22 protein-coding genes and 1 rRNA gene are annotated in these 26,131 nt (G+C 47.1%); 13 read left to right on the forward strand and 10 right to left on the reverse strand.

Annotated features, from left to right (window positions below):
- The 3 genes from ACFORK_RS10880 to gyrA form a co-directional block, all read right to left on the reverse strand.
- A 16S ribosomal RNA gene (locus ACFORK_RS10880) occupies positions 1 to 167 on the reverse strand; the annotation flags it as partial.
- Between the two features lie 395 nt (positions 168 to 562).
- Entirely contained in the window at positions 563 to 1,660 is a 1,098-nt protein-coding gene (locus ACFORK_RS10885; RefSeq protein WP_379198628.1) for an HD-GYP domain-containing protein, read from the reverse strand.
- Between the two features lie 221 nt (positions 1,661 to 1,881).
- Positions 1,882 to 4,416, reverse strand: coding sequence for a DNA gyrase subunit A (gene gyrA / locus ACFORK_RS10890; RefSeq protein WP_379198631.1), 2,535 nt, complete (start codon positions 4,414 to 4,416; stop codon positions 1,882 to 1,884).
- A 302-nt stretch (positions 4,417 to 4,718) separates the two neighbouring features.
- Here gyrA and ACFORK_RS10895 point away from each other — a divergent pair, with 302 nt between their 5' ends.
- Complete coding sequence (locus ACFORK_RS10895; RefSeq protein ID WP_379198633.1) at positions 4,719 to 5,573, forward strand: YheC/YheD family protein; 855 nt, start codon at positions 4,719 to 4,721, stop codon at positions 5,571 to 5,573.
- 108 nt (positions 5,574 to 5,681) lie between these two features.
- Here the strand turns inward: ACFORK_RS10895 and gyrB are convergent, their stop codons facing one another.
- From gyrB to dnaA, 6 genes are all read right to left on the reverse strand, one after another.
- Positions 5,682 to 7,592: a DNA topoisomerase (ATP-hydrolyzing) subunit B gene (gene gyrB, locus ACFORK_RS10900; RefSeq protein WP_379198635.1), complete on the reverse strand. Its 1,911-nt coding sequence runs from the start codon at positions 7,590 to 7,592 to the stop codon at positions 5,682 to 5,684.
- A gap of 47 nt (positions 7,593 to 7,639) precedes the next feature.
- Entirely contained in the window at positions 7,640 to 7,888 is a 249-nt protein-coding gene (gene remB, locus ACFORK_RS10905) for an extracellular matrix regulator RemB (RefSeq protein WP_379198637.1), read from the reverse strand.
- Between the two features lie 16 nt (positions 7,889 to 7,904).
- Positions 7,905 to 9,023 carry a DNA replication/repair protein RecF gene (gene recF, locus ACFORK_RS10910; protein WP_379198640.1) on the reverse strand — a complete coding sequence of 373 codons (1,119 nt, stop codon included), beginning with the start codon at positions 9,021 to 9,023 and terminating at the stop codon, positions 7,905 to 7,907.
- 227 nt (positions 9,024 to 9,250) lie between these two features.
- On the reverse strand, positions 9,251 to 9,478 hold the full coding sequence (gene yaaA / locus ACFORK_RS10915) for a S4 domain-containing protein YaaA (protein ID WP_379199337.1): 228 nt from the start codon (positions 9,476 to 9,478) through the stop codon (positions 9,251 to 9,253).
- Positions 9,479 to 9,527: 49 nt separating this feature from the next.
- Complete coding sequence (gene dnaN, locus ACFORK_RS10920) at positions 9,528 to 10,670, reverse strand: DNA polymerase III subunit beta (RefSeq protein ID WP_379198642.1); 1,143 nt, start codon at positions 10,668 to 10,670, stop codon at positions 9,528 to 9,530.
- Between the two features lie 195 nt (positions 10,671 to 10,865).
- Positions 10,866 to 12,212: a chromosomal replication initiator protein DnaA gene (gene dnaA / locus ACFORK_RS10925; RefSeq protein WP_379198645.1), complete on the reverse strand. Its 1,347-nt coding sequence runs from the start codon at positions 12,210 to 12,212 to the stop codon at positions 10,866 to 10,868.
- A 678-nt stretch (positions 12,213 to 12,890) separates the two neighbouring features.
- On the opposite strand from dnaA, the gene rpmH reads away from it, so the two are divergent.
- The 12 genes from rpmH to ACFORK_RS10985 all read left to right on the forward strand — a co-directional run bounded on the left by rpmH (position 12,891) and on the right by ACFORK_RS10985 (position 25,443).
- Positions 12,891 to 13,025: a 50S ribosomal protein L34 gene (gene rpmH / locus ACFORK_RS10930; RefSeq protein ID WP_019914530.1), complete on the forward strand. Its 135-nt coding sequence runs from the start codon at positions 12,891 to 12,893 to the stop codon at positions 13,023 to 13,025.
- 397 nt (positions 13,026 to 13,422) lie between these two features.
- On the forward strand, positions 13,423 to 13,773 hold the full coding sequence (gene rnpA / locus ACFORK_RS10935) for a ribonuclease P protein component (RefSeq protein WP_379198647.1): 351 nt from the start codon (positions 13,423 to 13,425) through the stop codon (positions 13,771 to 13,773).
- An 86-nt stretch (positions 13,774 to 13,859) separates the two neighbouring features.
- Positions 13,860 to 14,744, forward strand: coding sequence for a YidC/Oxa1 family membrane protein insertase (locus tag ACFORK_RS10940; protein WP_379198649.1), 885 nt, complete (start codon positions 13,860 to 13,862; stop codon positions 14,742 to 14,744).
- Positions 14,741 to 15,469, forward strand: coding sequence for an RNA-binding cell elongation regulator Jag/EloR (jag, locus tag ACFORK_RS10945; protein WP_379198651.1), 729 nt, complete (start codon positions 14,741 to 14,743; stop codon positions 15,467 to 15,469). Before ACFORK_RS10940 ends, jag begins: the two co-directional genes overlap by 4 nt.
- 352 nt (positions 15,470 to 15,821) lie before the next feature.
- Positions 15,822 to 17,198: a tRNA uridine-5-carboxymethylaminomethyl(34) synthesis GTPase MnmE gene (mnmE, locus tag ACFORK_RS10950; protein ID WP_379198653.1), complete on the forward strand. Its 1,377-nt coding sequence runs from the start codon at positions 15,822 to 15,824 to the stop codon at positions 17,196 to 17,198.
- A gap of 228 nt (positions 17,199 to 17,426) precedes the next feature.
- Complete coding sequence (gene mnmG, locus ACFORK_RS10955; protein ID WP_379198655.1) at positions 17,427 to 19,313, forward strand: tRNA uridine-5-carboxymethylaminomethyl(34) synthesis enzyme MnmG; 1,887 nt, start codon at positions 17,427 to 17,429, stop codon at positions 19,311 to 19,313.
- A gap of 3 nt (positions 19,314 to 19,316) precedes the next feature.
- Positions 19,317 to 20,039: a 16S rRNA (guanine(527)-N(7))-methyltransferase RsmG gene (gene rsmG, locus ACFORK_RS10960; protein WP_379198657.1), complete on the forward strand. Its 723-nt coding sequence runs from the start codon at positions 19,317 to 19,319 to the stop codon at positions 20,037 to 20,039.
- A gap of 894 nt (positions 20,040 to 20,933) precedes the next feature.
- Positions 20,934 to 21,749, forward strand: coding sequence for a nucleoid occlusion protein (gene noc / locus ACFORK_RS10965; protein ID WP_379198659.1), 816 nt, complete (start codon positions 20,934 to 20,936; stop codon positions 21,747 to 21,749).
- Positions 21,750 to 21,981: 232 nt separating this feature from the next.
- A complete protein-coding gene (locus ACFORK_RS10970) occupies positions 21,982 to 22,743 on the forward strand; it encodes a ParA family protein (protein WP_379198661.1) in 762 nt (253 codons plus the stop codon).
- Positions 22,736 to 23,581 (forward strand): ParB/RepB/Spo0J family partition protein, encoded by an 846-nt coding sequence (locus ACFORK_RS10975; RefSeq protein WP_379198663.1) that lies wholly within the window; start codon positions 22,736 to 22,738, stop codon positions 23,579 to 23,581. Before ACFORK_RS10970 ends, ACFORK_RS10975 begins: the two co-directional genes overlap by 8 nt.
- A gap of 178 nt (positions 23,582 to 23,759) precedes the next feature.
- Entirely contained in the window at positions 23,760 to 24,926 is a 1,167-nt protein-coding gene (locus tag ACFORK_RS10980; RefSeq protein ID WP_379198665.1) for an aminotransferase class V-fold PLP-dependent enzyme, read from the forward strand.
- A gap of 16 nt (positions 24,927 to 24,942) precedes the next feature.
- The gene (locus ACFORK_RS10985; RefSeq protein ID WP_379198667.1) at positions 24,943 to 25,443 is read left to right on the forward strand and encodes a DUF4446 family protein; all 501 of its coding nucleotides are present in this window, start codon (positions 24,943 to 24,945) and stop codon (positions 25,441 to 25,443) included.
- Here ACFORK_RS10985 and yyaC read toward each other — a convergent pair.
- Complete coding sequence (gene yyaC, locus ACFORK_RS10990) at positions 25,415 to 26,020, reverse strand: spore protease YyaC (RefSeq protein ID WP_379198669.1); 606 nt, start codon at positions 26,018 to 26,020, stop codon at positions 25,415 to 25,417. The two genes, ACFORK_RS10985 and yyaC, sit on opposite strands and share 29 nt — an antisense overlap.
- Positions 26,021 to 26,131: the final 111 nt, after the last annotated feature.

Below are 26,131 nucleotides of genomic sequence, written 5' to 3' on the forward strand. Positions count from 1 at the left end.
CGTTTCCGGTAGTTATCCCAGTCTGTGGGGCAGGTTGCCTACGTGTTACTCACCCGTCCGCCGCTAAGTTGATTTGAAAGCAAGCTTTCAAATCAACTCCGCTCGACTTGCATGTATTAGGCACGCCGCCAGCGTTCGTCCTGAGCCAGGATCAAACTCTCCAAATAGGTATTTAGAAAGAGCGATTGCTCATTTTGAAACATCTGACGAGAATTAAATTCTCATTTATGAATCCACTTGCGTGAATTCGATACTCACTCGTTGTTCAGTTTTCAAAGATCAAGCTGTTCTCGTCGTCTGCTTAATGTCTCAGCAGCAACTCTTATACTATATCATGTCCGACGTTTTAATGTCAAGCTCTTTTTTGAATTTCTTTTTTCGAACTTCATTTTCGAGCTCGGCATCGTTATTTCTTGGCCGGAATTAGAATATACCATGTATAGCAACTCATTGCAAGTCTTTTTTTAGAAAAACTATAATGCTGCGATATATCCCTATTTCTCTCTCCTTGAAAGCTATCAAAAGCCCAGGATATATAGCAGCCGTACAGCTTCACTATCAGTTAAGCAATGATTTCATCAATATATAGCTCACGTTCGGTGGCGAGGTTAACAATGTTGCCCTCCACCTGTACCATAGGCCGGGTAGGGTGTGTGCGATCCGTAAAGATAATCTCTCCATGGCGACCATCACTGAGGCGGATCCGGGTCCCGTTATATAGCTCTGTCGACTTCTGAATAAAGGTTTGAACGATGGCCGGGTCTAGCTTCCCGAAACTCTCGGTTAAGATCTGCTCCAGCACAAGATAAGGCGACTGTGCCTTCTTGTAGGCTCGTTCCAGTGTCATAGCATGGAAGATATCCGCTACAGCTACAATCTTGGCGTACACATGAATCTGACTGCCTTCCATCCGAAGTGGGTAGCCTGACCCATCCACCTTCTCATGGTGCTGCAATGCGGCAAGTCTCACACCTTCATTTATCGCCGTAACGTTACGCAGTAACTGATAACCATAGGTGGTATGTCTACGCACTTCTTCCTTCTCTTCATCCGTTAAGGATTCAGGCTTCAGTAGCAGTGAAGGATCTACCTTTACGTTTCCTATATCATGCAGCAATCCTGCGAAGGCAGCCTGCAGCCAATCTTTTTGCGGATGACCGCACCACTGAGCGATCTTGTATGAAGTCAACGCCGACAACACGGCATTATGGTAATTGTAGTCCTGTTCATTCAATGTCCGCGGCGCAAACTTCAGAACATGATATTCCTTCAAATGGCCGATCAGTATTTCGAGTTGGTTTCTCAATTCAAGGATAGGGAGGGGTGCTGCCGCAGCAGAACGATAGCAGCTCTTAATGAGAGCTACCATTTTGTCATATTCATCATGTAAAACCGAGTTTTTGGACAGTGTTGACTCATTGATGAGCGAACCTGTTTTCGCCGTAACTGCTTTATTGCCAGACTTGACCGGCTCACTGACCTTGGTCTCACTCTCGCTGCCTTCAATCTCCACTTGTTGAATCAAAAAAGCCTGCAAAATCTCCATATCACGTGGCAGCAATACTTTACCCTTAGGAAACAATGTTCCTCCTAACGGTGTGACCACATCTTGTGTAATTTTCGAACCTGGTTTAACTTCTCCAACCGCTATGTATGGCATAAGCTCAGCCCCTTTATTCGCTAACCCATTAATAGTGACACTCTTGTAGTTTGAAACACATGACGTCCGGCTGATTCCAGTCCGAAGTTCCTTATTTCACCATATCCCTAATTATAGTATGTAAGGGAGCAAGCGACCAGTATAAGGCAGGGTAATCTTGAATTTTATATAAAAAAGAGTGGAAGTCTCTATAAAAGAAACTTCCACTCTTCATACATACTTTATTCCAGATGATCATCTTCGTTCTTGATCTCTGTAACGGACTCATCGCTTACGTCTGCTTCTGTAGTCTGTCCTTCTACGCCTTCCTCTGATTCAGACAAATCGTCCTCCTCATTCTTGTCGGCCCGACAAAGGGTAGCCACTGCATCGTCTTCGCGAATATTGATCAATTTAACACCTTGTGCATAACGACCCATGGTAGAAATACCATCCATGCTGGTACGGATCAAGGTACCGCTGGTCGTAATGATCATCAGGTCCTCATCCTTCTTAACGACCTTCAGGCCAACCACCAGACCGTTCTTATCTGTAAGGTTGATCGTCTTGATCCCCTTACCACCACGCGTCTGGGAACGATAATCCCCGGCTGGTGTACGTTTACCGTATCCCTTAGCCGTTACGATCAGCACCTCAAGCTCCGGATCGACACTGTCCATACCGATAACATGATCGTTGCTGTCTAGGGTAATCCCTTTGACACCCGTTGCGCTCCGTCCCATCGACCGTACATCGTTCTCGGAGAACGTGATCGACATGCCGCGCGCTGTACCGATAATAAGATTCTGCTGCCCATCGGTCAGCTTCACTTCAATCAGAGAATCCTCTTCACGAAGATTGATAGCAATCAAACCGCCTTTGCGGATGTTGTTATAGTCTTCGAGAGGCGTCTTCTTAACGATACCTTCACGAGTGGCAAAGAAGAGGTACTTATCGCTATCTGCATCCTCTACCTGGATAACCGCACTGATCTTCTCTCCCTGCTCGATCTGGATCAGGTTGATGATCGGCGTCCCCCGTGCCGTGCGGCCGAGCTCCGGAATCTCGTAAGCCTTGATTCGGTATACTTTACCCTTATCGGTGAAGAACATCAGATAGTTATGGGAGTTACTCACAAAGAGATGCTCCACGAAATCCTGATCCTTCGTATCCATACCGATTACGCCGCGGCCCCCGCGCTTTTGACTGCGGTAAGTTGTCACTGGTAGACGTTTGATATAGCCGGTATGCGTAATAGTAATGACAACCTCTTCACGTGGAATCAGATCCTCGTCCAGGATGCTCTCTTCCCCAACGGTGATTTCTGTACGACGGTTGTCGGCATATTTATCACGTAGCTCCTGCAGCTCGTTGCTGATAATCTCCAGCACAAGGTGCTCGTTAGCCAAAATCTCACGGTATTCCGCAATTTTAGCCAAAAGCTCATTATATTCGTTCTCGATCTTCTCACGTTCCAGACCGGTCAGACGCTGCATCCGCATATCGAGAATAGCCTGAGCCTGCTCAATACTGAGGCTAAAGGTACTCATCAATCCTTCACGTGCGATGTCTGTCGTACGGGAAGCTCTAATGAGGGCAATGACCTCATCAAGATGATCAAGTGCAATGCGAAGACCCTCCAAAATGTGGGCACGGGCTTCCGCTTTTTTCAGATCAAACTCTGTACGGCGACGAATAACCTCAATCTGATGCTGCAGATAGTGGTACAACACATCGCGCAGATTAAGAATCTTCGGTTCGTTGTTCACAATCGCCAGCATATTGATTCCGAATGTAGACTGCATCGAAGTATGCTTGTAAAGATTATTCAGTACCACGTTTGGATTAACGTCACGTCTCATCTCTACAACGACACGCATACCCGTTCTATCCGATTCGTCACGAAGGTCAGTAATACCGTCAATCCGCTTCTCACGCACCAGTTCGGCGATCTTCTCAACGAGTCGCGCCTTATTGACCTGATACGGCAGCTCATGCACGATAATACGCGCCTTGCCGTTGTTCTCTTCGATCGTAGCCTTGGCACGCATCGTAACCGAGCCCCGGCCTGTACGATAAGCCTGGCGAATCCCTTCGCGGCCCAAAATGTATCCCGATGTAGGGAAATCCGGTCCTTGAATATATTCCATCAATTCCATTGGCGTAATCTCGGGATTACGGATCATTGCCTGTACCCCATCAATAACCTCTCCCAGGTTATGCGGCGGAATATTGGTAGCCATACCTACAGCAATACCAGATACACCGTTGACAAGCAGGTTCGGGTAACGGGAAGGCAGAACCACAGGCTCGTGCTCTTCACCATCATAGTTGGGAGCGAAATCTACAGTTTCTTTATTCAGATCCCGGAGCATTTCCATTGCGATTTTGGACAGACGCGCTTCCGTATACCGCATGGCAGCAGCCATATCACCATCGATTGAACCGAAGTTACCGTGACCGTCAACCAGCATATAACGCATCGAGAAATCCTGAGCCATACGTACCATTGTTTCATATACGGCAGAGTCACCGTGAGGGTGGTACTTACCAATAACCTCACCGACGATTCTCGCTGATTTCTTATGGGGTTTATCCGGAGACATTCCGAGTTCCGACATCGCAAACAGAATGCGCCTGTGAACCGGCTTCAATCCGTCCCGCACATCGGGTAAAGCTCGACTGACAATGATGCTCATTGCGTAATCCATAAATGAATCGCGCATTTCCACCCCAATGTCCCGGTCTTTGATTTGCGGGTTATTTTGTTCAGCCATGAGTGCTGGACCTCCTTCAGTTAAAAAACCGCTACCCTTTATTATATTACTTTCACAAAAGTAGCACAATTAAACATAATAGCCTTTTATCTTTTAAACCTGATTTCTTTTGTTCCTGTAAGGGTATATGCCCTTTCCGCGAACGCCCCCCACACATAGACTGTATAGAGAGAAAGATAGCTTATATCGTTCTGTATTCGTCCAATAAAGCATAATCCCATATCCTTGTATTATACCATTGTTTAAAGAGCTTGTCCTGAAATTTCAACCACAGGAGATTAGGCTCCCTAAGGAGGAGAATGATGAAAATTCAACGGGTCTCCAGCAAATGGGCTAAAACAACTGCAATCCTTCTCAATCCCGCATTATCAAACTATATTCCTGATACTCGCAAATACAGCTTCCCTACACTTGTAGAAATGCTGGCCATCCACGCAACAGTGTATGTTAAGCCTGACCGAGGGACATATGGCACCGGTGTGATGAGAGCCGAACAGCGAATGGTCTCCCTAGCGCCCAGCATTCACGGTGACGACAGCGATCATCGCAAGGCAGTTCGGAAGGAAGAGAAAACCATGTACATTCTGCGTTTCAACAAAACAGCGCAAATCTTCGCTTCTTCCCAGGAACTGCATGAAGCTATATTAAGACGGACGCAGGGCAAATTCTATCTGATTCAAAAGGGAATCGAGCTGCTGCAGCATCATGACCGCCCATTCGACCTGCGGGTTCTTACCCAGAAAACGCCAATCGGCACCTGGGAAACCTCCGGTATGCTTGGCCGGGTCGCAGCACCGCATAAAATCGTGACCAATTATCACAGCGGAGGGCGCATTCTCCAGGTGAATACTTTATTCAAAGAGCATATGGACCCTACCGAGTCCAGCTCCGCCATCAAGCAATTGAAGCAGCTCGGTGTTCAAATCGCGAGGCAACTGGAGCTATCCTATCCGGGAATCAAAGAAATCGGCCTGGATGTCGCTCTGGACCAACACCATGACATGTGGCTCCTAGAGGTGAACACCCTCCCCTCCATCGTTGTATTCAAGCAGTTCCCCGACAAATCCATCTATCGCAGAATCCACCGTAATGCAGTCGCCTACGGAAGACTCAAGAAATCAGCGGGCACTGTTTCTTCCCGTAGTAAGGCACTATGACATCTTCTATGATCATTATCTAAAAAAGAAAACCTCCGGGCTGCTTATCCCGAGCGGAATAGCAACCGGAGGTTTCTGTATTGTTGATACTTGTTATTCTTGTTCAGCCTACACGTCAAGGTTCTTGACGGATTTGGCATGCTCTTGAATAAAGTCACGCCGCGGCTCAACATTATCGCCCATCAGTGTGTCGAAGATGCTATCAGCCAGGATCGCATCTTCAATCGTGACTTGCAGCATGGTCCGGCTTTCAGGATCCATGGTTGTATCCCAAAGCTGCTCTGCATTCATCTCGCCCAGACCTTTATAGCGCTGGACATTGACCTTCACGTTCTCACCGAAAGCGGCAATGATTTCATCGCGCTCCCTTTCGGAACTGGCATACCGTACAACCTTGTTCCGTTCAAGCTTGAACAACGGCGGCTGGGCAATGTAGATGTACCCCGCCTCTACCAATTTCCGCATGTACCGGTAGAAGAACGTCAGCAGCAATGTTCTGATGTGAGCTCCGTCAACGTCTGCGTCTGTCATAATAACAACTTTGTGGTAACGCGCTTTAGACAGATCGAAGTCATCACCGATACCTGTACCCAAAGCGGTAATGATCGCCCGAATCTCAGCGTTGGACAAAATACGATCCAAACGAGCTTTCTCTACGTTCAGGATTTTACCGCGCAGCGGCAGAATCGCTTGGAAATGACGGTCCCGGCCTTGTTTGGCCGATCCTCCAGCAGAGTCACCTTCGACGATGTACAGCTCACTGATAGAAGCGTCCTTGGACGAACAGTCCGCTAGCTTACCTGGCAGGGCGCTGACTTCAAGCGCACTCTTACGGCGAGTCAGCTCACGAGCCTTACGCGCAGCTTCACGGGCACGTGAAGCCTGCAAGGATTTCTCCAGCACACGGCGGGATACTGCCGGATTCTCTTCCAGGAATTCCTGAAGCTTCTCTCCGAACAGGGATTCCACAATACCGCGGACTTCACTGTTGCCGAGCTTGGTCTTCGTCTGACCCTCGAACTGAGGCTCAGGGATTTTGACGGAAATAATCGCTGTCAGGCCTTCCCGTACATCATCCCCGGTCAGATTGGAATTGCCGTCCTTGATCACGCCGGATTTGCGGGCATAATCGTTAATAATACGTGTCAAAGCGCTTTTGAAGCCCGACTCGTGGGTTCCGCCCTCATGCGTATTAATGTTATTGGCAAAAGAATAAATATTCTCCGTGTAGGAATCGTTATATTGCAGCGCTACCTCAACTTGGATCATGTCCCGTGAGCCTTCCACGTAGATAGGCTCCTCATGCAACGCTTCTTTTTTCTCATTCAGATATTTCACATATTCCACGATACCACCATCGTATCTGAACGCATTAGAGACACCAGTGCGCTCATCCGTGAGCGAAAGCTCAATTCCCTTGTTCAGGAAAGCTAGTTCGCGAATACGAGTGAGTAGCGTTGTATAATCATAAACCGTCGTCTCAGTAAAGATCTCCGGGTCCGGGTGAAACGTAGTTTTCGTACCCGTCTCTTCCGTATCACCGGTAATCTTGATATCGTACTGCGGCACACCGCGTCTGTATTCCTGCTGGTGGATATGCCCTTCACGCTTGACGGATACAACAACTCTCTCCGACAAAGCGTTTACTACGGAAATACCTACACCGTGCAGACCGCCGGATACCTTATATCCGCCACCGCCGAATTTACCACCAGCATGCAGAACAGTCATAACCACTTCAAGCGTCGACTTCTTGAGCTTCGTGTTCTCCCCTACAGGGATTCCCCGCCCGTTGTCGATAACGGTGATGCTGTTATCCTCGTGTATGATCACTTGAATCCGGTCGCAATAACCTGCCAGCGCCTCGTCGATACTGTTATCTACGACCTCCCACACCAAATGATGCAGACCTTTGGCGCTTGTAGAGCCGATGTACATGCCCGGGCGTTTCCGAACCGCTTCCAGCCCCTCCAGTACCTGAATCTGGCTCTCATCATATGTCGGTTGATTCATTGACATGCCTTCACCTACTTCTTTCAGATTATCTCTTTGTTACTGTGGTAGAGCTATATTTCCAACAGCATTTTGGCTCTTTTCTTGAGAGTGGAGGAGGAAATGGGGGAGTAATACACGCTATTCTTGGTTACGACAATAGATTTTGCTTCCTCTTCACCAATCCGGACCAGCTTCTTATCCTGCTGGGACTGGATGACGAACTGTTTGGATATCTTGGAAGATTTCTCAATCGAAATATCAAATATAGCAATCAGCTCTGATGACCGGATGATCTTTTCCCCGCCCAAATGAATATACATCTGCTTCCTCCGCTCTTTATAACTCCACTTGTCCGTCACGGACATGATATAGGCTTGCGCCCTTTAATTTATCGGCATGCAGACCTTCAATTCCCGTAGCGGTAATGAAGGTCTGCACCTTGCTTTGAAAGGTTTCAATAAGCTGAGTCTGGCGATAAGGATCAAGCTCGGACAGCACATCATCAAGAAGCAGCACAGGGTACTCCCCGATCTCCTCATGGATCAGCTCGATTTCCGCCAGCTTGAGCGACAGGGCTGTCGTGCGCTGCTGTCCTTGGGAACCGTAGACCTGGGCTTCTCTTCCGTTGATAAAAAAGGACAGGTCATCCCGATGGGGACCCGTCAGCGTCATGCCGCGCCTGATTTCCTGCTCTCTCGTTTGTGATAACTTTAACATAAAATTGTCTAATAAGACAGCTTCATCTTCTTCCTCTCTCTCGCCAAAAGAGGGTACGTAGCGCAATTTGAGCTCTTCTCCACCATTTGTAATTCCCTTGTGGATACTTTCCGCCCAGATCTGCAGCTTCTTTATGAATTCTTTCCTTTTTTTGACGATTTTAACACCATGCTCTACAAGTTGGGCATCCCAAATCTCCAGCATCTCCGTTCCGCCAGCTGGCTTACCCCATAATTGCTTCAGCAGATTGCCTCTTTGCACCAAAATTTTCTGGTACTGTTGCAGGTGGAACAGATATCCTGGCTGCACCTGTCCGATCTCCATATCGAGGAAACGGCGGCGAACACCCGGTGTACCTTTGACAATCTCCAGGTCCTCTGGAGCAAACATCACCACATTGAGCGAGCCTACGAACTCACTCAGCCGGCGCTGCTCCAGACCGTTGACCTTCGCCTTCTTCCCTTGGGCAGAGAGACTGAGCTCCAGCTTCAAATCCCCGTATTTACGCCCAATCTCGGCATAGATCTGTGCACTGCCGGCAGGAGCATCAAACGAGATTAGCTCACGATCCTTGGAGGTGCGGTGGCTTTTGGTCATCGCCAGGACGAACAAGGCCTCCATGAGGTTTGTTTTGCCTTGGGCGTTCTGACCGAGGATCAGATTCACATCCCCCAGGCTTTCCAGACGCAGCAGCCCGTAATTGCGATAATGCTGCAGGCCGATATTTTTAACAAACACGAAATGGTTCCTCCCAAGACCCCACAAGCGTGGAGTTTATGCTGCAAAGCTTATTTCGTAAAACGAGAATTATATGGTCCATGAAGCGTCCATGAGCATAAATGCCCTAAAGCTTTATTTTATACCAAAAACACGGATTGTTGTAGTCTCGCAAATGCCGGCCGTTCTTGGAACTAAAAAAAAGCGACTCCGAAGAGCCGCTCTGATCTTTAGGGGGCTTCCCCCTCTTATTTCTGCACTTCGCCGCCAATAACCTCGAACGTGCCTTCATCCTGCACTTCAATGCGGTCACCTGGATAGAGCTTTCTGCCCCGGCGTTCTTCTTTCTCCCCATTGACCATGACAAGCCCTTCCTGCAACAGAGCCTTGGCCATTCCCCCTGTGGATACACAATCCGACAGTTTTAGAAATTGGTCCAGCTTAATATATCCACTGTGGATAAGTATTTTTTTTATCATTTTTTATCCTTTCCACCACTTATCCACAGACTCGTGAACAGTGACTTTAGTTAGTCGTACGATATGGCAAAATCACATACATGCTGCGGCTGTCATCCAGCGGACGCAAAATAATCGGACTCATCATTCCAGTGAAGGCAATGACAAGCTGCTCGCTTTCGATAACTTTGAGCACATCCAGCATATATTTGGAGTTGAAGGAGATTTTCAAAGGTTCCCCTTTAAAATCAATGGTCTCCAGCTCTTCACGCACTTTACCCAGCTCTGAGGAGCTGGAGGAAATCTCGATGCCGCCCTGATCCAGGGTCTGCATGCGGACAATGTTCGTTTTTTCCTCACGGGACAACAAATAAGCACGGTCAATGGACTCGCTTAATTTTTTTGTGTCCAAAGTTAGTTCTGTTTTGTATGCCGTTGGAATAATTCTAGAAGTATCCGGATAAATACCGTCCAGGATGCGGGAATAGAACAGCACTTTGTCGATTTTGAAGAGCACCTGGTTATCGGCTACGACAATATCCACCAGCATATTCTGGTCCGGAATGATTTTGCTCAGTTCGTTCAAGGTTTTACCGGCAATTACAACATTGGAAAAATGAACATTCTCTGTTCCCTCCAAATGGGCTGCCCGTGTAGCGAGCCGGTGACGGTCTGTAGCGGTAAATTTGAACTCGTTATCGCTCAGATTCCAGAGAATCCCCGTAAGAATCGGTGTTGTTTCCTGAGTTGAGATGGAGAATGCCGTCTGCTTGATCATATTTTTGAGCAAATCGCCTGGGATAGAGATCATATCATTTTCTTCGATGTTTGGCAGTACCGGGAATTCTTCTGGGTCGAGTCCTACGATCTGAATCTCGGTGGAACCGGAAGAGATATAGGTTTGGAAGCCTTCTTTGACTTCCATGTGGATTTCTTTGGACGGCAATTTTTTGATGATTTCGACGAAAAATTTAGCTGGAAGCACAACGCTGCCTGGCTGCTCAACTTTTACGATGGTGTGGCTGTCATTCTCAGCAGGAATAAACGACTGGATCGAAATATCAGTGTCGCTTGCTGTCAAAGTTACGCCTTGATGGGTAACCTCTAGCTTAATCCCGGTCAAAATGGGAATAGTCGTTCTGCTGGAGATCGCTTTGGATACATGTCCAATGGATTCGTTGAGTTCGTTTTTGAGAATGCTGATCTTCATAATTTCACTCCTAGCTGAAAATGGGAAAGTTGCGTTATGCCGTGTGGCATTCACGCTTGTTATAGATGATGAATTATTAAAGTTATTTAATAGTATTAGTAGTAGGGGCGTCTAATATGTGGATAACCTTCGCAAGCCGCATAAAATTAAGCCTACCCACATGTGTATAGATTGTGTATAGGCTCTGTATTCCTCTTAGGAAGGATTTTTAATTTTCTCCGCAAGATTATTTACCACTTTGTATAGCTCCTGATCGACCTTTAGTGATTGCGTTATTTTCTCATGTGCGTGAATGACGGTCGTATGGTCGCGTCCCCCGAAGGCTTCACCGATCTTAGGCAACGAATAATCCGTTAATTCACGGGAGAGATACATGGCAATTTGGCGTGGGAAAGCTACGGCTTTCGTGCGTTTGCGTGCCTTGAAATCCTCCAGGCGCAAATTGTAGTATTCACCGACTTTTTGCTGAATATCACCGATGGTAATCATCTTCGGACGGCTGGATGGAATGATATCCTTCAGCGCTTCGGCTGCCAGATGAGTCGTCACATCCTGATTGGTCAAGGAAGAATAGGCAACGACCCGAATTAGTGCACCTTCAAGCTCCCGAATGTTCGTATCAATCTGGTTAGCAATGTACATCATCGCTTCATTAGGGATATCTAGGTTCTCGGCTTTCGCCTTTTTACGCAAAATTGCGATCCGTGTCTCCAGATCCGGCGGCTGAATATCCGTAATAAGACCCCATTCGAACCTGGAACGCAGCCGTTCCTCGAGGGTTGGGATTTCCTTTGGCGGTCGGTCACTGGAAATAATGATTTGCTTGCGCTCTTCGTGCAGGGCGTTGAATGTATGGAAGAATTCCTCCTGCGTGGATTCTTTGCCGGCCAGGAATTGAATATCGTCAATAAGCAGAATGTCTACGTTGCGGTATTTGTTGCGGAAGCTTTCCCCACGGTTGTCACGGATGGAGTTGATGAACTCATTCGTGAATTTCTCGGAGGAAATATAAATAACCTTGTTGTTGGGGTTATGCTCCAGCACATAATGGCCGATCGCATGCATCAGGTGGGTTTTTCCGAGACCCACTCCGCCGTAAAGGAACAAGGGGTTGTAGGCTTTGGCCGGCGCCTCGGCGACGGCCAGCGAAGCCGCGTGGGCAAAACGGTTGCCCGAACCGATGACGAACGTGTCAAAGGTATATTTGGGATTGAGCAAATGGGTCTGCGCCTCTTCGCGCGATACGGCAGGGGAAGGGGCGGACTGCTGAATGATCAGCTCAGCCGGCTTGTTCTCCTCAATGACGAATTTGACATCCACTTGTTGTCCGGTAACTTCCAAAACTGTAGCTCCCACCAGCTTGGTGTAGCGACTTTCCAGCCATTCTACTGCGAATGTTGTCGGAGCCGAGATAATGAGTGCCTGCTGGTTGAAGGTTAACGCTTTGGTGGCCTTAAACCAGGTATCGAAACTCGGCTTGCTCAGTTTGGATTGGATGATTGATAATATTTGCTGCCATAATTCGGAAGTATGGCTGTCCACAGACTGTCACTCCTTTAAATCTTCCAAATGTGGCATCAGCCATGAAGTGGAAATGTCGAAGAAAATATATAGATGCTGATATTTATCCCCAATGCACAGCATGAAGGGACAAAAAAATATGGATAAATTTGAATTGTTCACAACTTTATCCACAGCTTGTTGATAATATATAGAGCAATCAAATCTATTCACATTCAAAAGTAATACCATCATAGCAAAAGCACCCCTGTTTTTCAATGATTCGGGCTATTTTATCCACAAATTCAATCACTTGTGTACAAAATTTAAGAACAACACTACATATTGTTGATAAAGTGTTCACCGTTCGACAGGAACTGTCAGACGTTCGATATTTTTATACACAGGTTGTTCTAGTCTGCGGACAATCGACTTCTTTTTTTAATCACAGGTGGATAAGTGTAGAACGCTGTGGATTATTTTTTTGACGGATGGGGATTGTGGATAATAACGTTCTATATAGAGGGAGAGGAAGACTGCAAAGACAGGTTGACTTTTGACCGTGTGTTGTGTTTAAATATATAAAGGTGTTTTCTGTGAGGATATGTCTTCAACCATTTAAATGATGATACTGTAGATACTGTCCCTACTTTAAGGACGGCCAAGCCGTTTCTGCTTAGATATGACAGTAATTAAGATCCTGTAAGGGAGGTGCAATACATGAGACCGACGTTCAAACCGAATGTGAGCAAACGCAAGAAGGTACATGGTTTCCGCAAAAGAATGAGCACGAAAAACGGCCGTAAAGTGCTGGCAGCTCGCCGCCTGAAAGGCAGAAAAGTTCTGAGTGCGTAAGTTAGGCCATTAAGGACCACTGCGGTGGTCTTTTTTTCAACATATAAGACAGTATTTGATCTATATTCGTACTCCGCTTTCTTATAGTTCAGAGGTGAAACGGGTATCGTCTTTCGGAAAGGGCGGTACCCGTTTTTCGCTTGTTACATTCATACTTTTCCGGTGAAACCCTGCGAAGGTCTAGATTACGCTAGTATGCGTCGGCTACACTTTGTGGGGCTATTCGTATATGTACCTATATAGGAAGTAATCCGAATTGTCGGACCGTTAAGCCAGGCTGCCCAATCTATGTACAAGCTGCCGTTTACGGCTATCGCCGGGTGAGTATACTACTAAATAGAAGGAAAAATTCCGGAACGCCTAAAACAGACCGGTCTTTTCAAGTAAGGAGATTCTCGTGCACAAAAGTTTGCGATTACGAAACCGCGCCGACTTCAGTCGCGTATATCGACATGGAAAGTCATTTGCCAACCACCAATTCGTGGTGTATTGGTTCAATAGAAAAGAGGTGGAGCGTTTCCGGCTTGGGGTGTCAGTCAGCAAAAAGGTAGGGAACGCTGTTGTCCGCAACCGGATGCGAAGAGTCGTGAAGGAGATCGTTAGGCATCATGAGCCAGAGATCGCAAGCGGCCTGGATCTGGTGTTTATTGTGCGAAAAGGGGCTCTGTCCATGGAATACGCAGAACTTGAGAAAAGTGTGCTCCATGTGCTTCGCAAAGCCAAGCTACTCAAGGCTTCTCGCAAATAAGAAGGGCCGAAGAGGCTTGTTTATTTGTATTCATAATTATGGTATGATTTACGGTGCAATGGAATGTTCAAGAGAGGGGTTTTGAAGTGTCTCTAATGAAGACTAGACGAGGAAAATGGTTCTTCCTCATCGCTGTAATGGTGTTGATGATCGCTGTCTTGTCCGGTTGCGCTCCGTCAGCCACTGTTACACACACTACGGAGGATTTAAAGAATGGCGGTTTCTGGCAAAGTAACGTTGTTTATTATTTTGCTATATCGCTGGACACATTCGCAAAGTGGTTTAACGGACAATATGGACTAGCCGTACTTGTTATGGTTCTTATTGTGCGCACGCTGATCTTGCCGCTTACGATGAAACAGGTAAAGAGTTCGCGTGCGATGCAGGCCATACAACCGGAACTCCAGAAAATCCAGAAAAAATATAAAGACACACCTGAAAAAGTGCAACAAGAAACAATGCGTCTCTTCCAGGAAAACAAGGTTAACCCAATGGCGGGATGTCTGCCGCTAATCGTACAAATGCCGATTTTCATCGCGCTGTACAACTCGATTTATTACAACCCGCATCTGCGTGAGCATTCATTCTTGTGGTTAGAGCTTGGTAAGCCGGATCATCTGTTTATTCTCCCGGCATTGGCTGCGATAACAACATTCTTGCAGACTCGCATGATGACGAAGATGAACCCGATGCAGCAGCAGGGACCTATGCAGTTCATGATGATGGTATATCCTGTCCTGATTTTCATCATGTCCTATAATTTCCCGTCCGCTCTTCCGTTGTACTGGTTCTATAGTAACCTCTACACCATTGTTCAGAACTACTTCTTATACCGCAACAACGATAAAAATAAAATCGCTGTCGTAAACTCCGCTAATGACAAGGAAGTAAGCTCTGCGAAGAGTAAGAATGCATCTTCCTCGAAAGGGAATGGCAGCAAGGCATCGAAGGGGGCTAAAAAGTCGAAATGAGCAAAGTCGTCGCGACAGGAAAAACCATTGATGAAGCTGTAGAACGGGGAATGACCCAGCTTGGAGTTAACAGGGACCGCGTTACGGTCAATGTGCTTGAACAGCCCTCAAGAGGATTCCTGGGATTGATCGGTGCGAAAGAGGCCAAGGTTGAAGTGACCTTGATCCCTGCACCGGCGCCCGCGGCGAGTGCTCCGTCAGTGCCTCAGCAGTCAGCCAGAGAAAGTACACAGGAGGCTATCGGCGGTGTACCACGCCAAGATTCCGGACAACCGGGGGAAGAAGCTTACCAGCAAGCTGTACGTTTCATTGTGGACGTCGCCAAGAGCATGGGGCTCACGGTGGAAGTAGAAATCGTCCATACTAAGGAATCGACTACTCTGCAAATATCCGGTCCTGATCTTGGACTGGTCATTGGCAGAAGAGGACAAACGCTTGACGCCTTGCAGTATCTGGCGAATATCGTAGCCAATCGCTATTCCGACAGCTTCATTCGTCTGGTCCTGGATGCTGAGAATTTCCGGGAACGGCGCAAGAAAACGCTGGAGGAGCTGGCCGATCGGCTTGCAGGACGTGTCGTCCGCACCCGCAAAGAGGTGGTGCTGGAGCCGATGTCGCCTCAAGAACGGAAGATTATTCATTCCAGACTGCAGGATCACAAGCAAGTGAACACACTCAGTAAAGGCGAGGAACCTAATCGCCGCGTCGTAATTACTTTGAAGTAGAGACTATATGCCGCAATGACTCCTAGTCCAAACTAAGGGGTCATTGCTTTTTTACAAATAAAACAGATTATATTAGATGAATAAAAGAGTGAAACAAAAAGCGAGAAGGAACGAAGGGGAAGTTTGGAACTGTAGAAGCGATAGCGATCGCCTGAAAGCTTTTCGTAGAAAAGCTGGCATCGAAAGCACAAGCTGTCCCCGGATTTCAACCGCTAGAAGCGGTTTATATAGAAGAAATCTGGGGACAACAGCGACCGAAAGTCCAAACATTCTCCGTAGTGACGACTGAGCCTTATATTCGTATCTTAAGTTCATCTTATATAGTTTGTCATATAACGAGGTGAAAGACAGCATGTTCAGCGATACTATAGCCGCCGTCTCGACAGCACTCGGAGAAGGCGGTATTGCCATTATTCGGGTAAGCGGCCCGGAGGCTATCCCTCAGGTAGCACCCTTATTCCGCAGCAGGGTTCCATTGACAGAAGCGGAGTCCCATACGGTTCATTACGGGCATATCGTCAGCCCTGAGAACGGAGAAGCCATGGAAGAAGTGCTGGTGACCGTGATGAAGGGTCCTCGTTCCTTTACAACCGAGGATGTTGTGGAGATCAGTGCCCATGGCGGGATTATTTCAGTACGCCGCGTGATGGACCTTCTGCTACAGCAGGAGATCAGACTCGCCGAGCCAGGGGAGTTCACTAAACGGGCTTTCCTGGGAGGAAGAATCGACCTGACACAGGCTGAGGCGGTTATTGACCTTATCCGTTCCAAATCAGATCGTGCCTTCTCAGTAGCACTGAAGCAAGTTAGCGGCTCCCTGTCGGAGCGAATTCACGCCCTTCGTCATACTTTAATTGAGACGTTAGCACATATAGAGGTTAATATCGATTATCCCGAACACGACGTGGAGTCATTGACGGCTGAGTTTATTAAGGACAAGAGTAGTGAAGTGATGGAAGGTATCACTAGATTACTGAAGACTGCAAGTGAAGGCAAAATTCTTCGCGAGGGTATTACGACAGCGATTGTTGGGCGCCCTAACGTCGGTAAATCCTCACTCCTTAACGCATTGGCTCGGGATAACAAAGCGATTGTTACGGATATTCCCGGGACTACGCGTGATGTCATTGAAGAATATGTAACCATCAATAACATTCCTTTGAAGCTGCTCGATACCGCGGGTATCCGTGAGACAATGGATATTGTAGAGCAGATCGGGGTGGAGCGTTCTAAGGCTGCGGTCACCGGAGCCGATCTGATTCTGCTTGTGCTGAACGCCAACGAAGAGCTGCATGAAGACGAATTGGCACTGATGGAACAAATCCACGGTAGACAATGCCTGGTGATCATGAATAAAATGGACTTACCGTCCAAATTAGATAAGGCCAAACTGCTGACCTATTTTGAAGAAAGCAGTATTGTTCCGATGTCCGTTCTGGAAGAGGAAGGTCTGGATAAACTGGAAGATGCTATTTCAACACTGTTCTTCGGCGGCAAGCTGGAGTCCGGTGATTTGACATATGTGAGCAACGTCAGACATATCGCCCTGCTGAAAAAAGCGTACAAATCGCTGCAGGATGCTTATGATGCGGCGGAGCAGTTCATTCCGATCGACATGATTCAAATTGATGTGCGACTGGCTTGGGAACAGCTTGGCGAGATTGTCGGCGATACTGCCGCTGATTCGCTGCTCGACCAAATTTTCTCGCAATTCTGTTTGGGTAAATAAGCTTACAACCAAAATTGAGGTTATCTCTTACGAACAGAGCCGTTACAGGTTCGAAAGGTTCTTACGACCACTGTTAAATGCCGATTTCATGATGTGTTTGGTTAATGGTTGAAATCGGTCTTTAAAGGCGGCCACTTCGTTTCTACAGAATCTTTTCGACCCTCCGCTATGTTCTGGGAGGACACATTTAGGTTGAGCCATTAATTATAATATAGGAGGAAACAGGACATGAGTTATGATGGAGGCAGCTATGACGTAATCGTCATCGGCGCCGGTCATGCCGGATGCGAAGCAGCTCTGGCTGCCGCCCGAATGGGCTGCAGTACATTAATGATCACGATCAACCTGGATATGGTGGCATTCATGCCCTGTAATCCGTCTATTGGCGGACCCGCTAAAGGACATGTGGTGCGTGAGATTGACGCGCTTGGCGGCGAGATGGGCCGTAATATAGATAAGACTTATATACAACTGCGGATGTTGAATACAGGGAAGGGGCCGGCTGTACATGCTCTGCGTGCACAGGCAGACAAGTTCCTCTATCAACATGCGATGAAAGAAACGATGGAGAAGACACCCAACCTGACGCTGCGTCAGGGGATGGTAGAGCAACTAATTATTGAAGACGGCCAGTGCACGGGTGTTATTACGAAGACTGGCACGGAATATCACAGCAAGTCCGTTATTCTGACTACGGGTACTTATTTGCGGGGTAAGGTGATTATGGGTGAACTCATGTATGAGAGCGGACCTAACAATCAACAACCATCCATTAAGCTATCCGAGCATTTGCGTGAGCTGGGCTTTGAACTGGCTCGCTTCAAGACGGGCACACCACCGCGCGTGCACAAAGATAGTATCGATTTCTCCAAGACGGAGATTCAACCGGGAGACAGCAAGCCTAAGTTCTTCTCCTTTGAAACGAAATCGTCCGATAACGAACAGCTTCCTTGCTGGTTGACTTATACTTCGGAAGAGACACATCAGATCATCAACGACAACCTGCACCGGGCGCCTATGTTCACGGGAGTTATTGAAGGAACCGGTCCGCGTTACTGTCCATCCATTGAGGATAAGGTAGTCCGGTTCAGTGACAAGTCAAAGCATCAAATTTTCCTGGAGCCAGAAGGCAAAAACACATCGGAATACTATGTACAGGGTCTGTCCACCAGTCTTCCCGAAGATGTGCAATTGGCTATACTTCGTTCTATTCCGGGTATGGAAAAAGTAGAGATGATGCGTAATGGTTACGCCATCGAATATGATGCCATGGTGCCTACCCAGCTCTGGCCATCTCTAGAAACGAAACGTCTGCCTGGCTTATTCACAGCCGGACAAATTAACGGAACTTCCGGTTATGAAGAAGCGGCAGGACAAGGGGTTATCGCTGGTATTAACGCTGCGCGCAAGGTTCAAGGCAAAGAGCCTGTTATCCTGGACCGTTCGCAAGGCTATATCGGTGTGCTGATTGATGACCTTGTAACCAAGGGAACGAACGAGCCGTATCGACTGCTCACATCGCGGGCTGAATATCGTCTGCTGCTCCGCCATGATAATGCAGATTTGCGTCTGACGCCGATCGGTTATGACATCGGATTGATTACGCAGGAACGTTATGATGCTTTTCTTGATAAGAAGGAGCGGGTGGAGCGTGAAATTATCCGCCTGCAAGAAACCAAGGTGAAGCCAACAGAAATTAATTCCATCCTGGAACAGTATGAATCCGCGCCTATTGTGGATGGTAGCAATCTGCTTGTCCTCATGCGTCGTCCGGAAGTGGATTATAGTTTGGTCGACCAATTCTCCCCATCTCCTGTTGAGCTGGACGAGGACATGAAGGAGCAAGTAGGAATCCAGATTAAATACTCGGGTTATATTGAGAAGCAACTGCAGCATGTGGAGCGTCTGCAAAAGATGGAGAAGAAGAAGCTTCCTGAAGATATTAATTACAATGAGATTCACGGCATTGCCATGGAAGCTCGTCAGAAGCTCTCCAACATCCGTCCAATCTCTATTGGTCAGGCTTCCCGGATCTCCGGAGTAACTCCAGCAGATATTTCAATTCTCCTTGTGTATCTGGAGCATTATAACCGGGTGACGGCGGCGAAAGGATAAGTTATGGATCAGACTGTAGCACAATTTACAGAGCTTCTGGAGCAGCATGGGATAAGACTGAATTCCACTCAGCTGCATCAATTCGAGCTTTATTATCAAGAATTGGTATCCTGGAATGAGAAGATGAATCTGACCGGGATTACCGAACGAGATCAGGTCTATACCAAGCACTTTTACGATTCTATTTCGCTGGCCTTTTACCTCAATCTGGAGGAGAGAGGAAGCTTGGCGGATATCGGCTCGGGTGCGGGCTTTCCAGGTATTCCTCTGAAAATATGCTTCCCCCATCTAAAGCTGACGATTGTGGATTCTCTCAGCAAGCGGATCAAATTCCTCCAGCATATCTGCGATACGTTGCAGCTGGAGGGTGTACAGCTAATTCATGGACGTGCTGAAGATATCGCTAGACAGGGTGCTCACCGCGATGCTTATGACGTAGTGACAGCCCGGGCAGTGGCACGGATGGCACTGCTGAACGAGTTCTGTCTTCCTTTTGTCAAGAAGGATGGCGTCTTCGCAGCCATGAAGGGCAGCGATCCTGCTGAGGAATTAACGGAAGCCAAGTACAGCTTGAAGGAATTGCGAGGCCAACTTATTAAGGTAGAGCCTTTCAAACTTCCTGTAGAGGAATCGGCGCGGCACATTATTCTGGTTAGTAAGACAGCTACTACACCAGCGAAGTATCCGCGTAAGGCGGGAATTCCCGCCAAGACACCTTTGGTATAAATGTTTCACGTGAAACATCAGCAGCTATAGATTTATCGTGATATCCCAAGAGTCGCTCTCATCGTTGAAGATGAGGGCGGCTTTTTTTATGAAGACAAAAATGTGTTGTAGATCCTGAGCCTTCCCTTGTGAGCAGTTCATAAACTGTGATTTCGGTATACGGCATTAAAGTGTTGGCCGTCATATGTGAAATGAACAAAGCACCTGCTTTGATTATTCGGGAGTGGTAGCTGAACGGAGAGAGCGATAGGGATCATTTTGCTTCTTAATGGAGAGGGGTGCCTATTATAAGCTGAACTCAAGAAAGAAAACGAAAAGTGAGAAAGAGTGAAGGGGAGATTGTAACTGTAGGAGGGATAGCGATCCCCTGAAATTGTTTCGTAGGAAGGCTAGCTTCGGAAGCATAGCTTATCTTCGTATTTCAATCGCTAGCAGGGGTTAAATAGAAGTCTGGGAACTACAGCGATCGGAAGTCCAAGCTTCACCGGAACGACGCCGATCCCAAAGTTAGTCCCTTAAGTTCAATAAATAGATGTCCTTTTCTTTAAAAAATAGTGGGGCTTATGCAAAAGGTGAGAAGGGCTTATGTCTAAGGGCAATATTTAAAGTAGCAATGCAAGAGACGACACCTCCTTGTGAAATGTAAAGAGACGCATATTTGATAAATGCAGGAAAAATAGGTCTTTACGGAGAATAGGATTATAGAAGAAAAAGTGATAGAATAATATAGTAAGAATTTTATAGCGGAATAAGGCTCTCTTCGGCATTTATAGCGGGGGAGAGGGAAGAACTTGCTGGCCTAGGCGAGCAGTTTCCATTGCTGTACGATATGCTTTTACCGGGAAAAAGGTCAAGAAGATCGTACTATAACGAAATTAGGTGGTTATGAACGGAATGAAAGAACAATTCACCAAGCTTTTTGGATTTACCGAGCGGAGCAGCGGAGATGAGGTCAAACAAATCCCGGTTCATGAGGTCATCAGCAGTCCTTATCAGCCACGGACGATATTTGATGACGAGAAGATAGACGAGCTGTGCCAGACGATAAAGACACATGGCGTGATTCAACCTATAGTGGTTCGTATGCGCGATTCACAGTATGAGATCATTGCCGGTGAACGTCGCTGGCGGGCTGTGAAGAAGCTCGGTATGGAGACCATTCCAGCTATTGTTCGCGAGTTCAATAATTCCCAGGCGGCCTCTATTGCATTGATTGAGAACCTGCAGCGCGAAGATCTGACCGCTATCGAGGAAGCCTACGCGTATCAGAAATTGATTGATTTACATCAATTGACCCAGGAAAGCCTGGCGCAACGGATCGGTAAGAGCCAATCTACTATCGCTAATAAAATCAGACTGCTTCAGCTTCCTGAAGAAGTGAAGACAGCGCTTATGGAACGCCAGATAACAGAAAGACATGCACGTTCATTGTTGTCTCTGGATAGTCTGGAAATGCAGCTGAAGGTTCTGGAGGAGATTATCTCCAAGGGATTGAATGTTAAACAAACAGAAGCGCGTATCGCATTTTATAAAGAAGTATCACAAATTAAAAAAACAAAACGGGTTTCCTATACAAAGGATGTTCGTCTAGCTCTTAATACAATTCGTCAATCTATTGATATGGTGTCAGGCTCGGGGATGGAAATCAAAACGTCGGAGAACGACCGTGGTGACCATTACGAGATTGTAATCCAAATTCCTAAAAGATAAATTGTTTCAATAGCTGAAGGCGACCCGGTGGTGTTTGGTCGCCTTTTCTGTGGCTTAGCCAAGGATGTACAGCGAATATTCATAATGTTATACCGCCTGCTTCTTCGGAAAGGCATCCATAGATGCTTTGCTTATAATTCTCGCAGAAAGTGATGCTGTCCATCAGGTCAGCAACGCCGTTTCTACTTGCGACCTACAAGAAGACTCTTCCTAACTATTCGAGGTGAAATAAGTGTCCAAGATTATTGCCATAGCAAATCAAAAGGGTGGTGTCGGTAAAACAACGACCTCTGTGAATCTGGGTGCCGGCATGGCTACTCTGGGAAAGAGAGTGCTTCTTGTCGATATCGACCCTCAAGGCAACACTACCAGCGGCGTTGGCATCAACAAAGCAGATGTAGCAAATTGCATTTATGATATTCTAATCAATGAAGCCGAACCCGGGGAAACGATTCTGGAGACCACAATTGAGGGTCTACATATCATTCCTGCCACCATTCAGCTCGCAGGTGCGGAGATTGAATTGGTATCCACCATCTCACGGGAGCTCAAGCTGAAGAAAGCCCTGAATGCAGTTAAGGCGAATTATGATTACATCATTATTGACTGTCCGCCTTCGTTGGGGATATTAACCATTAACTCTTTGACTGCTGCGGACTCTGTGATTATACCGATCCAGTGTGAGTATTATGCGCTTGAAGGATTGAGTCAACTATTGAACACGGTACGACTTGTTCAGAAGAACTTGAATCCTCAACTGAAGATTGAAGGCGTACTACTGACTATGCTGGATGCTCGGACCAATCTGGGAATTCAAGTCATTGAAGAGGTTAAGAAGTATTTCCAGGAAAAGGTATATAAAACGATTATTCCACGAAATGTACGGCTTAGTGAGGCTCCGTCTCATGGACAGTCTATCATTACGTATGATTCCCGCTCTAAGGGAGCGGAAGTGTATTTAGAGTTGGCAAAGGAAGTGATTTCTTATGAGTAAGCGTTTGGGTAAAGGGCTGGATGCATTGATCCCGTCCCTGTCTATTAATGAAGATGATAAGGTGGTAGAAATCTCGTTAGGACAGCTTCGCGCTAACCCTTATCAGCCTCGTAAAGATTTCAACGAAGAGGCCATTCAGGAATTGGCAGAATCCATTCGGCAACATGGTGTCATCCAACCGATCATTGTACGCAGTGTGCTAAAGGGGTATGAGATTATTGCCGGGGAACGCAGATTCCGTGCTTCCCAATACTGTGGCAAAGCAACCATCCCGGCGGTTGTTCGCAACCTGAGTGATCAGCAGGTTATGGAGATTGCGTTGATCGAGAACTTGCAGCGCGAGAATCTGAATGCTATGGAAATCGCTGTTGCCTACCAAGGTCTGATGGATCAGTTCTCGTTAACTCAAGAGGAACTTTCTCTCAAAGTTGGAAAATCTAGATCGCATATCGCAAATTTCTTGCGGCTGCTATCTTTGCCAGAGGAAGTAAAGGAATATGTTTCACGTGGAACAATTTCTATGGGACATGCTCGTGCTATCGTCGCATTGAAGGATGCTGAACTGGTCAAACAGTTGGCTAAGCAGTGTGTGGAGCAAGAGTGGAGCGTGCGGGAACTTGAGGAAACGGTGAAAAATCTGGATCGCAAACCGGCAGGCGCGAACAAGACGAAAACCGTGAAACGTGATCCTTATATCGATAATGTTGAAGAGTTGTTGCGAGAACGATTCAAGACAACCGTTAAGATCAAGCAGGGCAAAGAAAGAGGAAAGATCGAGCTGAATTACTACAGCGCCCAAGACTTGGAAAGACTTTTGGAGTTGTTGGGTAACCTATGAGCACTAGGTATTGAAAAACATATCCTGAGATATCCTGGAACGGATAAGGAGGGGTATGTTTTTTAAAGTCAAATCAATTTCATAATGCGGATTTCAATCCGAATAGGTCGATGATCAAAGTCTCACTTATGGATTTATGGAATTGATTCAGTCAAAATAGAATGGAAGGTGGCGGAGCGTGGAAAAGTTGGTGTACCTGGATCATGCAGCCACTTCTTGGCCTAAACCACCAGAGGTAGCTTCAGCTATGATGGATGCCCTGCAGCATTCCGGAGCGAATGCAGGTAGAGGTAATCATTCCCTGGCTATGGGCGCTGGACGTGTGTTGATGCGGACTCGCAGTTTATTGGCGGATTTATTCGGAGTGTCCAATGCGCAGGATATTGCTTTTACTCACAACACGACTATGGGTCTTAATATGGCAATCAGAGGGGCATTGCGTGCTGGGGACCATGTCATCGCGACAATGACTGAACATAATTCTGTTCGCCGTCCGTTGGAGTATTTGCGGAAGACTCAGGAGCTTGAAGTGGATTACATTCGGGTGAATGAGGAAGGGCAGCTTAATCTGCAGGAATTGCAGACGGCATTTAAGCATAATACTAAGATGGTTATCTGTAATCACAGCTCCAACCTGTTAGGCAGTATTCTTCCGATAGGTGATATTGGTGATCTGGCAAAAGCTCATGGCGCAATATTTCTGGTGGATGGTGCACAGAGCGCAGGGGCGCTAGATATTGATGTGTCTTCGATGAACATTGATCTGCTAGCATTTCCTGGACATAAGGGATTGCTGGGTCCGCAAGGAACGGGTGGGTTGTATATTGCACCACATCTGGATCTGGAGCCGCTAATGCTTGGAGGGACGGGAAGTCAGTCTGAGAATATCGAACAGCCTTTGGTCCGCCCAGACAGGTATGAAGCAGGGACACAGAACGCAGTGGGGATAGCCGGGCTCATGGCAGGTGTGAAAAAAGTCAGATCTATTGGAGTAAACGTAATTCACGAACGGGAATGGAGTCTGACTCAAACGCTGATGGAGGGTCTGTCCATCATTCCAGGTATTCGACTGTTAGGTCCTGCGCTTGGGGCCCCGCGAAGTGGTATTGTGTCCTTCGTGATTGAAGGGCATGACTCTGCTGAAATTGCTCATCGACTGGATCGTGAATACAATATAGCTGTACGCGCAGGGATGCATTGTACGCCTTTGGCCCACACGGCAGTGAATACGCTGACCAGTGGGGCCGTCAGGGCAAGTGTAGGTGTTGATTCAACCGAACAAGATATAAGTAGAATGCTGGCAGCTATGAAAGAACTCTACGGTAGTGCCCGCAGCACCAAATAAAAAGGATGGTCCGTTCATGTCAGAAATGAATCAATTGATTAATGAGCAGTTACAGTGGTTTGTATTGGGGTTCACGGTGTTAATTCTGGTGCTGTTGATTGTGGCCATGGTGCAGGGTAGCAGACTGCGTAAAATGAAACGCAGATACGAGGCGATGATGACCGCCACAGGGGTAGAAGATCTGGAAAGCTTGCTGATTGATTTGAAAAATCAAAGCGATATGCTGGAAGATGGAATGCGTGATCAAGCTGCCCAATTGGAGGCTGCCCAGTTGAAAATTCGCAGTATGAAATCCAATGTAGCGCTAAAGCGTTACAATGCTTTTGGTGAACGGGGCAGCGACCTGAGCTTCTCCCTGGCTGTTCTGGACGATGAGCGCAGTGGGGTCGTGCTGACCAGCCTCCACAACCGTGAGAACTCCTACATTTATTCCAAGCCACTACAGAACGGTGAATCGCAATACCCGCTGTCCCCGGAGGAAAAAGAGGTTATTGCTCTCGCGCAGCAGCGGTCTTAGAATGAAGATTCCATTGCTTCAGGGCAGAATAGAGGCTGGAAGCGATAATGTCTGACAATCGCATCACCAGACTTAATCGGGTGTTCTGAAGTACAAAGTATTCCATAAAGCCGCCGACGTTAACGATTCCTGTCAAATGGATATCGCCTACCGGCGGCAATTGTTTATTTACGCCAGCACCAGGCTTGAGTGGACCGTCCACGACTTGTATGCACCCAACACTGGTGGAATGGCCCAAGCAGGCGTCAATTCCAATAATGAACGGATTGCTGTATCTATCATTTATTAGTGCCAGGGTCTCTTCAAGATTCACGGCATGGACAGGTTCCTCCAGAGTTCCGTAGAGCTCGAATAACGGGCTGTGAAAGCGGGTGAGTGCTGTGCCTACAAGCGGTCCGAGAGAATCGCCTGTACTGCGGTCTGTGCCGATGCAGACGACCACAATCTGAGTGTCAGCAGTGGTGCGGGCAAAATGGAAGAGCAGTCTGTGCGTGATGGCGGAATAGATATCAGGATCAGTATGTGATATTTTTAAACAGGACAATTCTTGCATGGATGATGCTTTGGGCGAGTTCATCTCATCTTCCTTTCTGATGCTGATTCTATTTGATGATATCTAGTATATGGATGGAAGAACGATTTTATACTATGGCAGCAAGAGATAGGACAAGATACCCAAAAAGGAGGC

The organism is Paenibacillus sp. GCM10012306, from assembly GCF_042649265.1.
In the GTDB taxonomy this organism is placed as follows: domain Bacteria; phylum Bacillota; class Bacilli; order Paenibacillales; family Paenibacillaceae; genus Paenibacillus_AQ.

What these genes read in the sequence shown, in the direction of transcription:
- ACFORK_RS10885 (WP_379198628.1), bottom strand. Translation starts at nt 1,660, where the DNA reads ATGCCATACATAGCGGTTGGAGAAGTTAAACCAGGTTCGAAAATTACA.
- gyrA (WP_379198631.1), bottom strand. Translation starts at nt 4,416, where the DNA reads ATGGCTGAACAAAATAACCCGCAAATCAAAGACCGGGACATTGGGGTG.
- ACFORK_RS10895 (WP_379198633.1), top strand. Translation starts at nt 4,719, where the DNA reads ATGAAAATTCAACGGGTCTCCAGCAAATGGGCTAAAACAACTGCAATC.
- gyrB (WP_379198635.1), bottom strand. Translation starts at nt 7,592, where the DNA reads ATGTCAATGAATCAACCGACATATGATGAGAGCCAGATTCAGGTACTG.
- remB (WP_379198637.1), bottom strand. Translation starts at nt 7,888, where the DNA reads ATGTATATTCATTTGGGCGGGGAAAAGATCATCCGGTCATCAGAGCTG.
- dnaN (WP_379198642.1), bottom strand. Translation starts at nt 10,670, where the DNA reads ATGAAGATCAGCATTCTCAAAAACGAACTCAACGAATCCATTGGACAT.
- rpmH (WP_019914530.1), top strand. Translation starts at nt 12,891, where the DNA reads ATGAGACCGACGTTCAAACCGAATGTGAGCAAACGCAAGAAGGTACAT.
- jag (WP_379198651.1), top strand. Translation starts at nt 14,741, where the DNA reads ATGAGCAAAGTCGTCGCGACAGGAAAAACCATTGATGAAGCTGTAGAA.
- mnmE (WP_379198653.1), top strand. Translation starts at nt 15,822, where the DNA reads ATGTTCAGCGATACTATAGCCGCCGTCTCGACAGCACTCGGAGAAGGC.
- mnmG (WP_379198655.1), top strand. Translation starts at nt 17,427, where the DNA reads ATGAGTTATGATGGAGGCAGCTATGACGTAATCGTCATCGGCGCCGGT.
- rsmG (WP_379198657.1), top strand. Translation starts at nt 19,317, where the DNA reads ATGGATCAGACTGTAGCACAATTTACAGAGCTTCTGGAGCAGCATGGG.
- noc (WP_379198659.1), top strand. Translation starts at nt 20,934, where the DNA reads ATGAAAGAACAATTCACCAAGCTTTTTGGATTTACCGAGCGGAGCAGC.
- ACFORK_RS10975 (WP_379198663.1), top strand. Translation starts at nt 22,736, where the DNA reads ATGAGTAAGCGTTTGGGTAAAGGGCTGGATGCATTGATCCCGTCCCTG.
- ACFORK_RS10985 (WP_379198667.1), top strand. Translation starts at nt 24,943, where the DNA reads ATGTCAGAAATGAATCAATTGATTAATGAGCAGTTACAGTGGTTTGTA.
- yyaC (WP_379198669.1), bottom strand. Translation starts at nt 26,020, where the DNA reads ATGAACTCGCCCAAAGCATCATCCATGCAAGAATTGTCCTGTTTAAAA.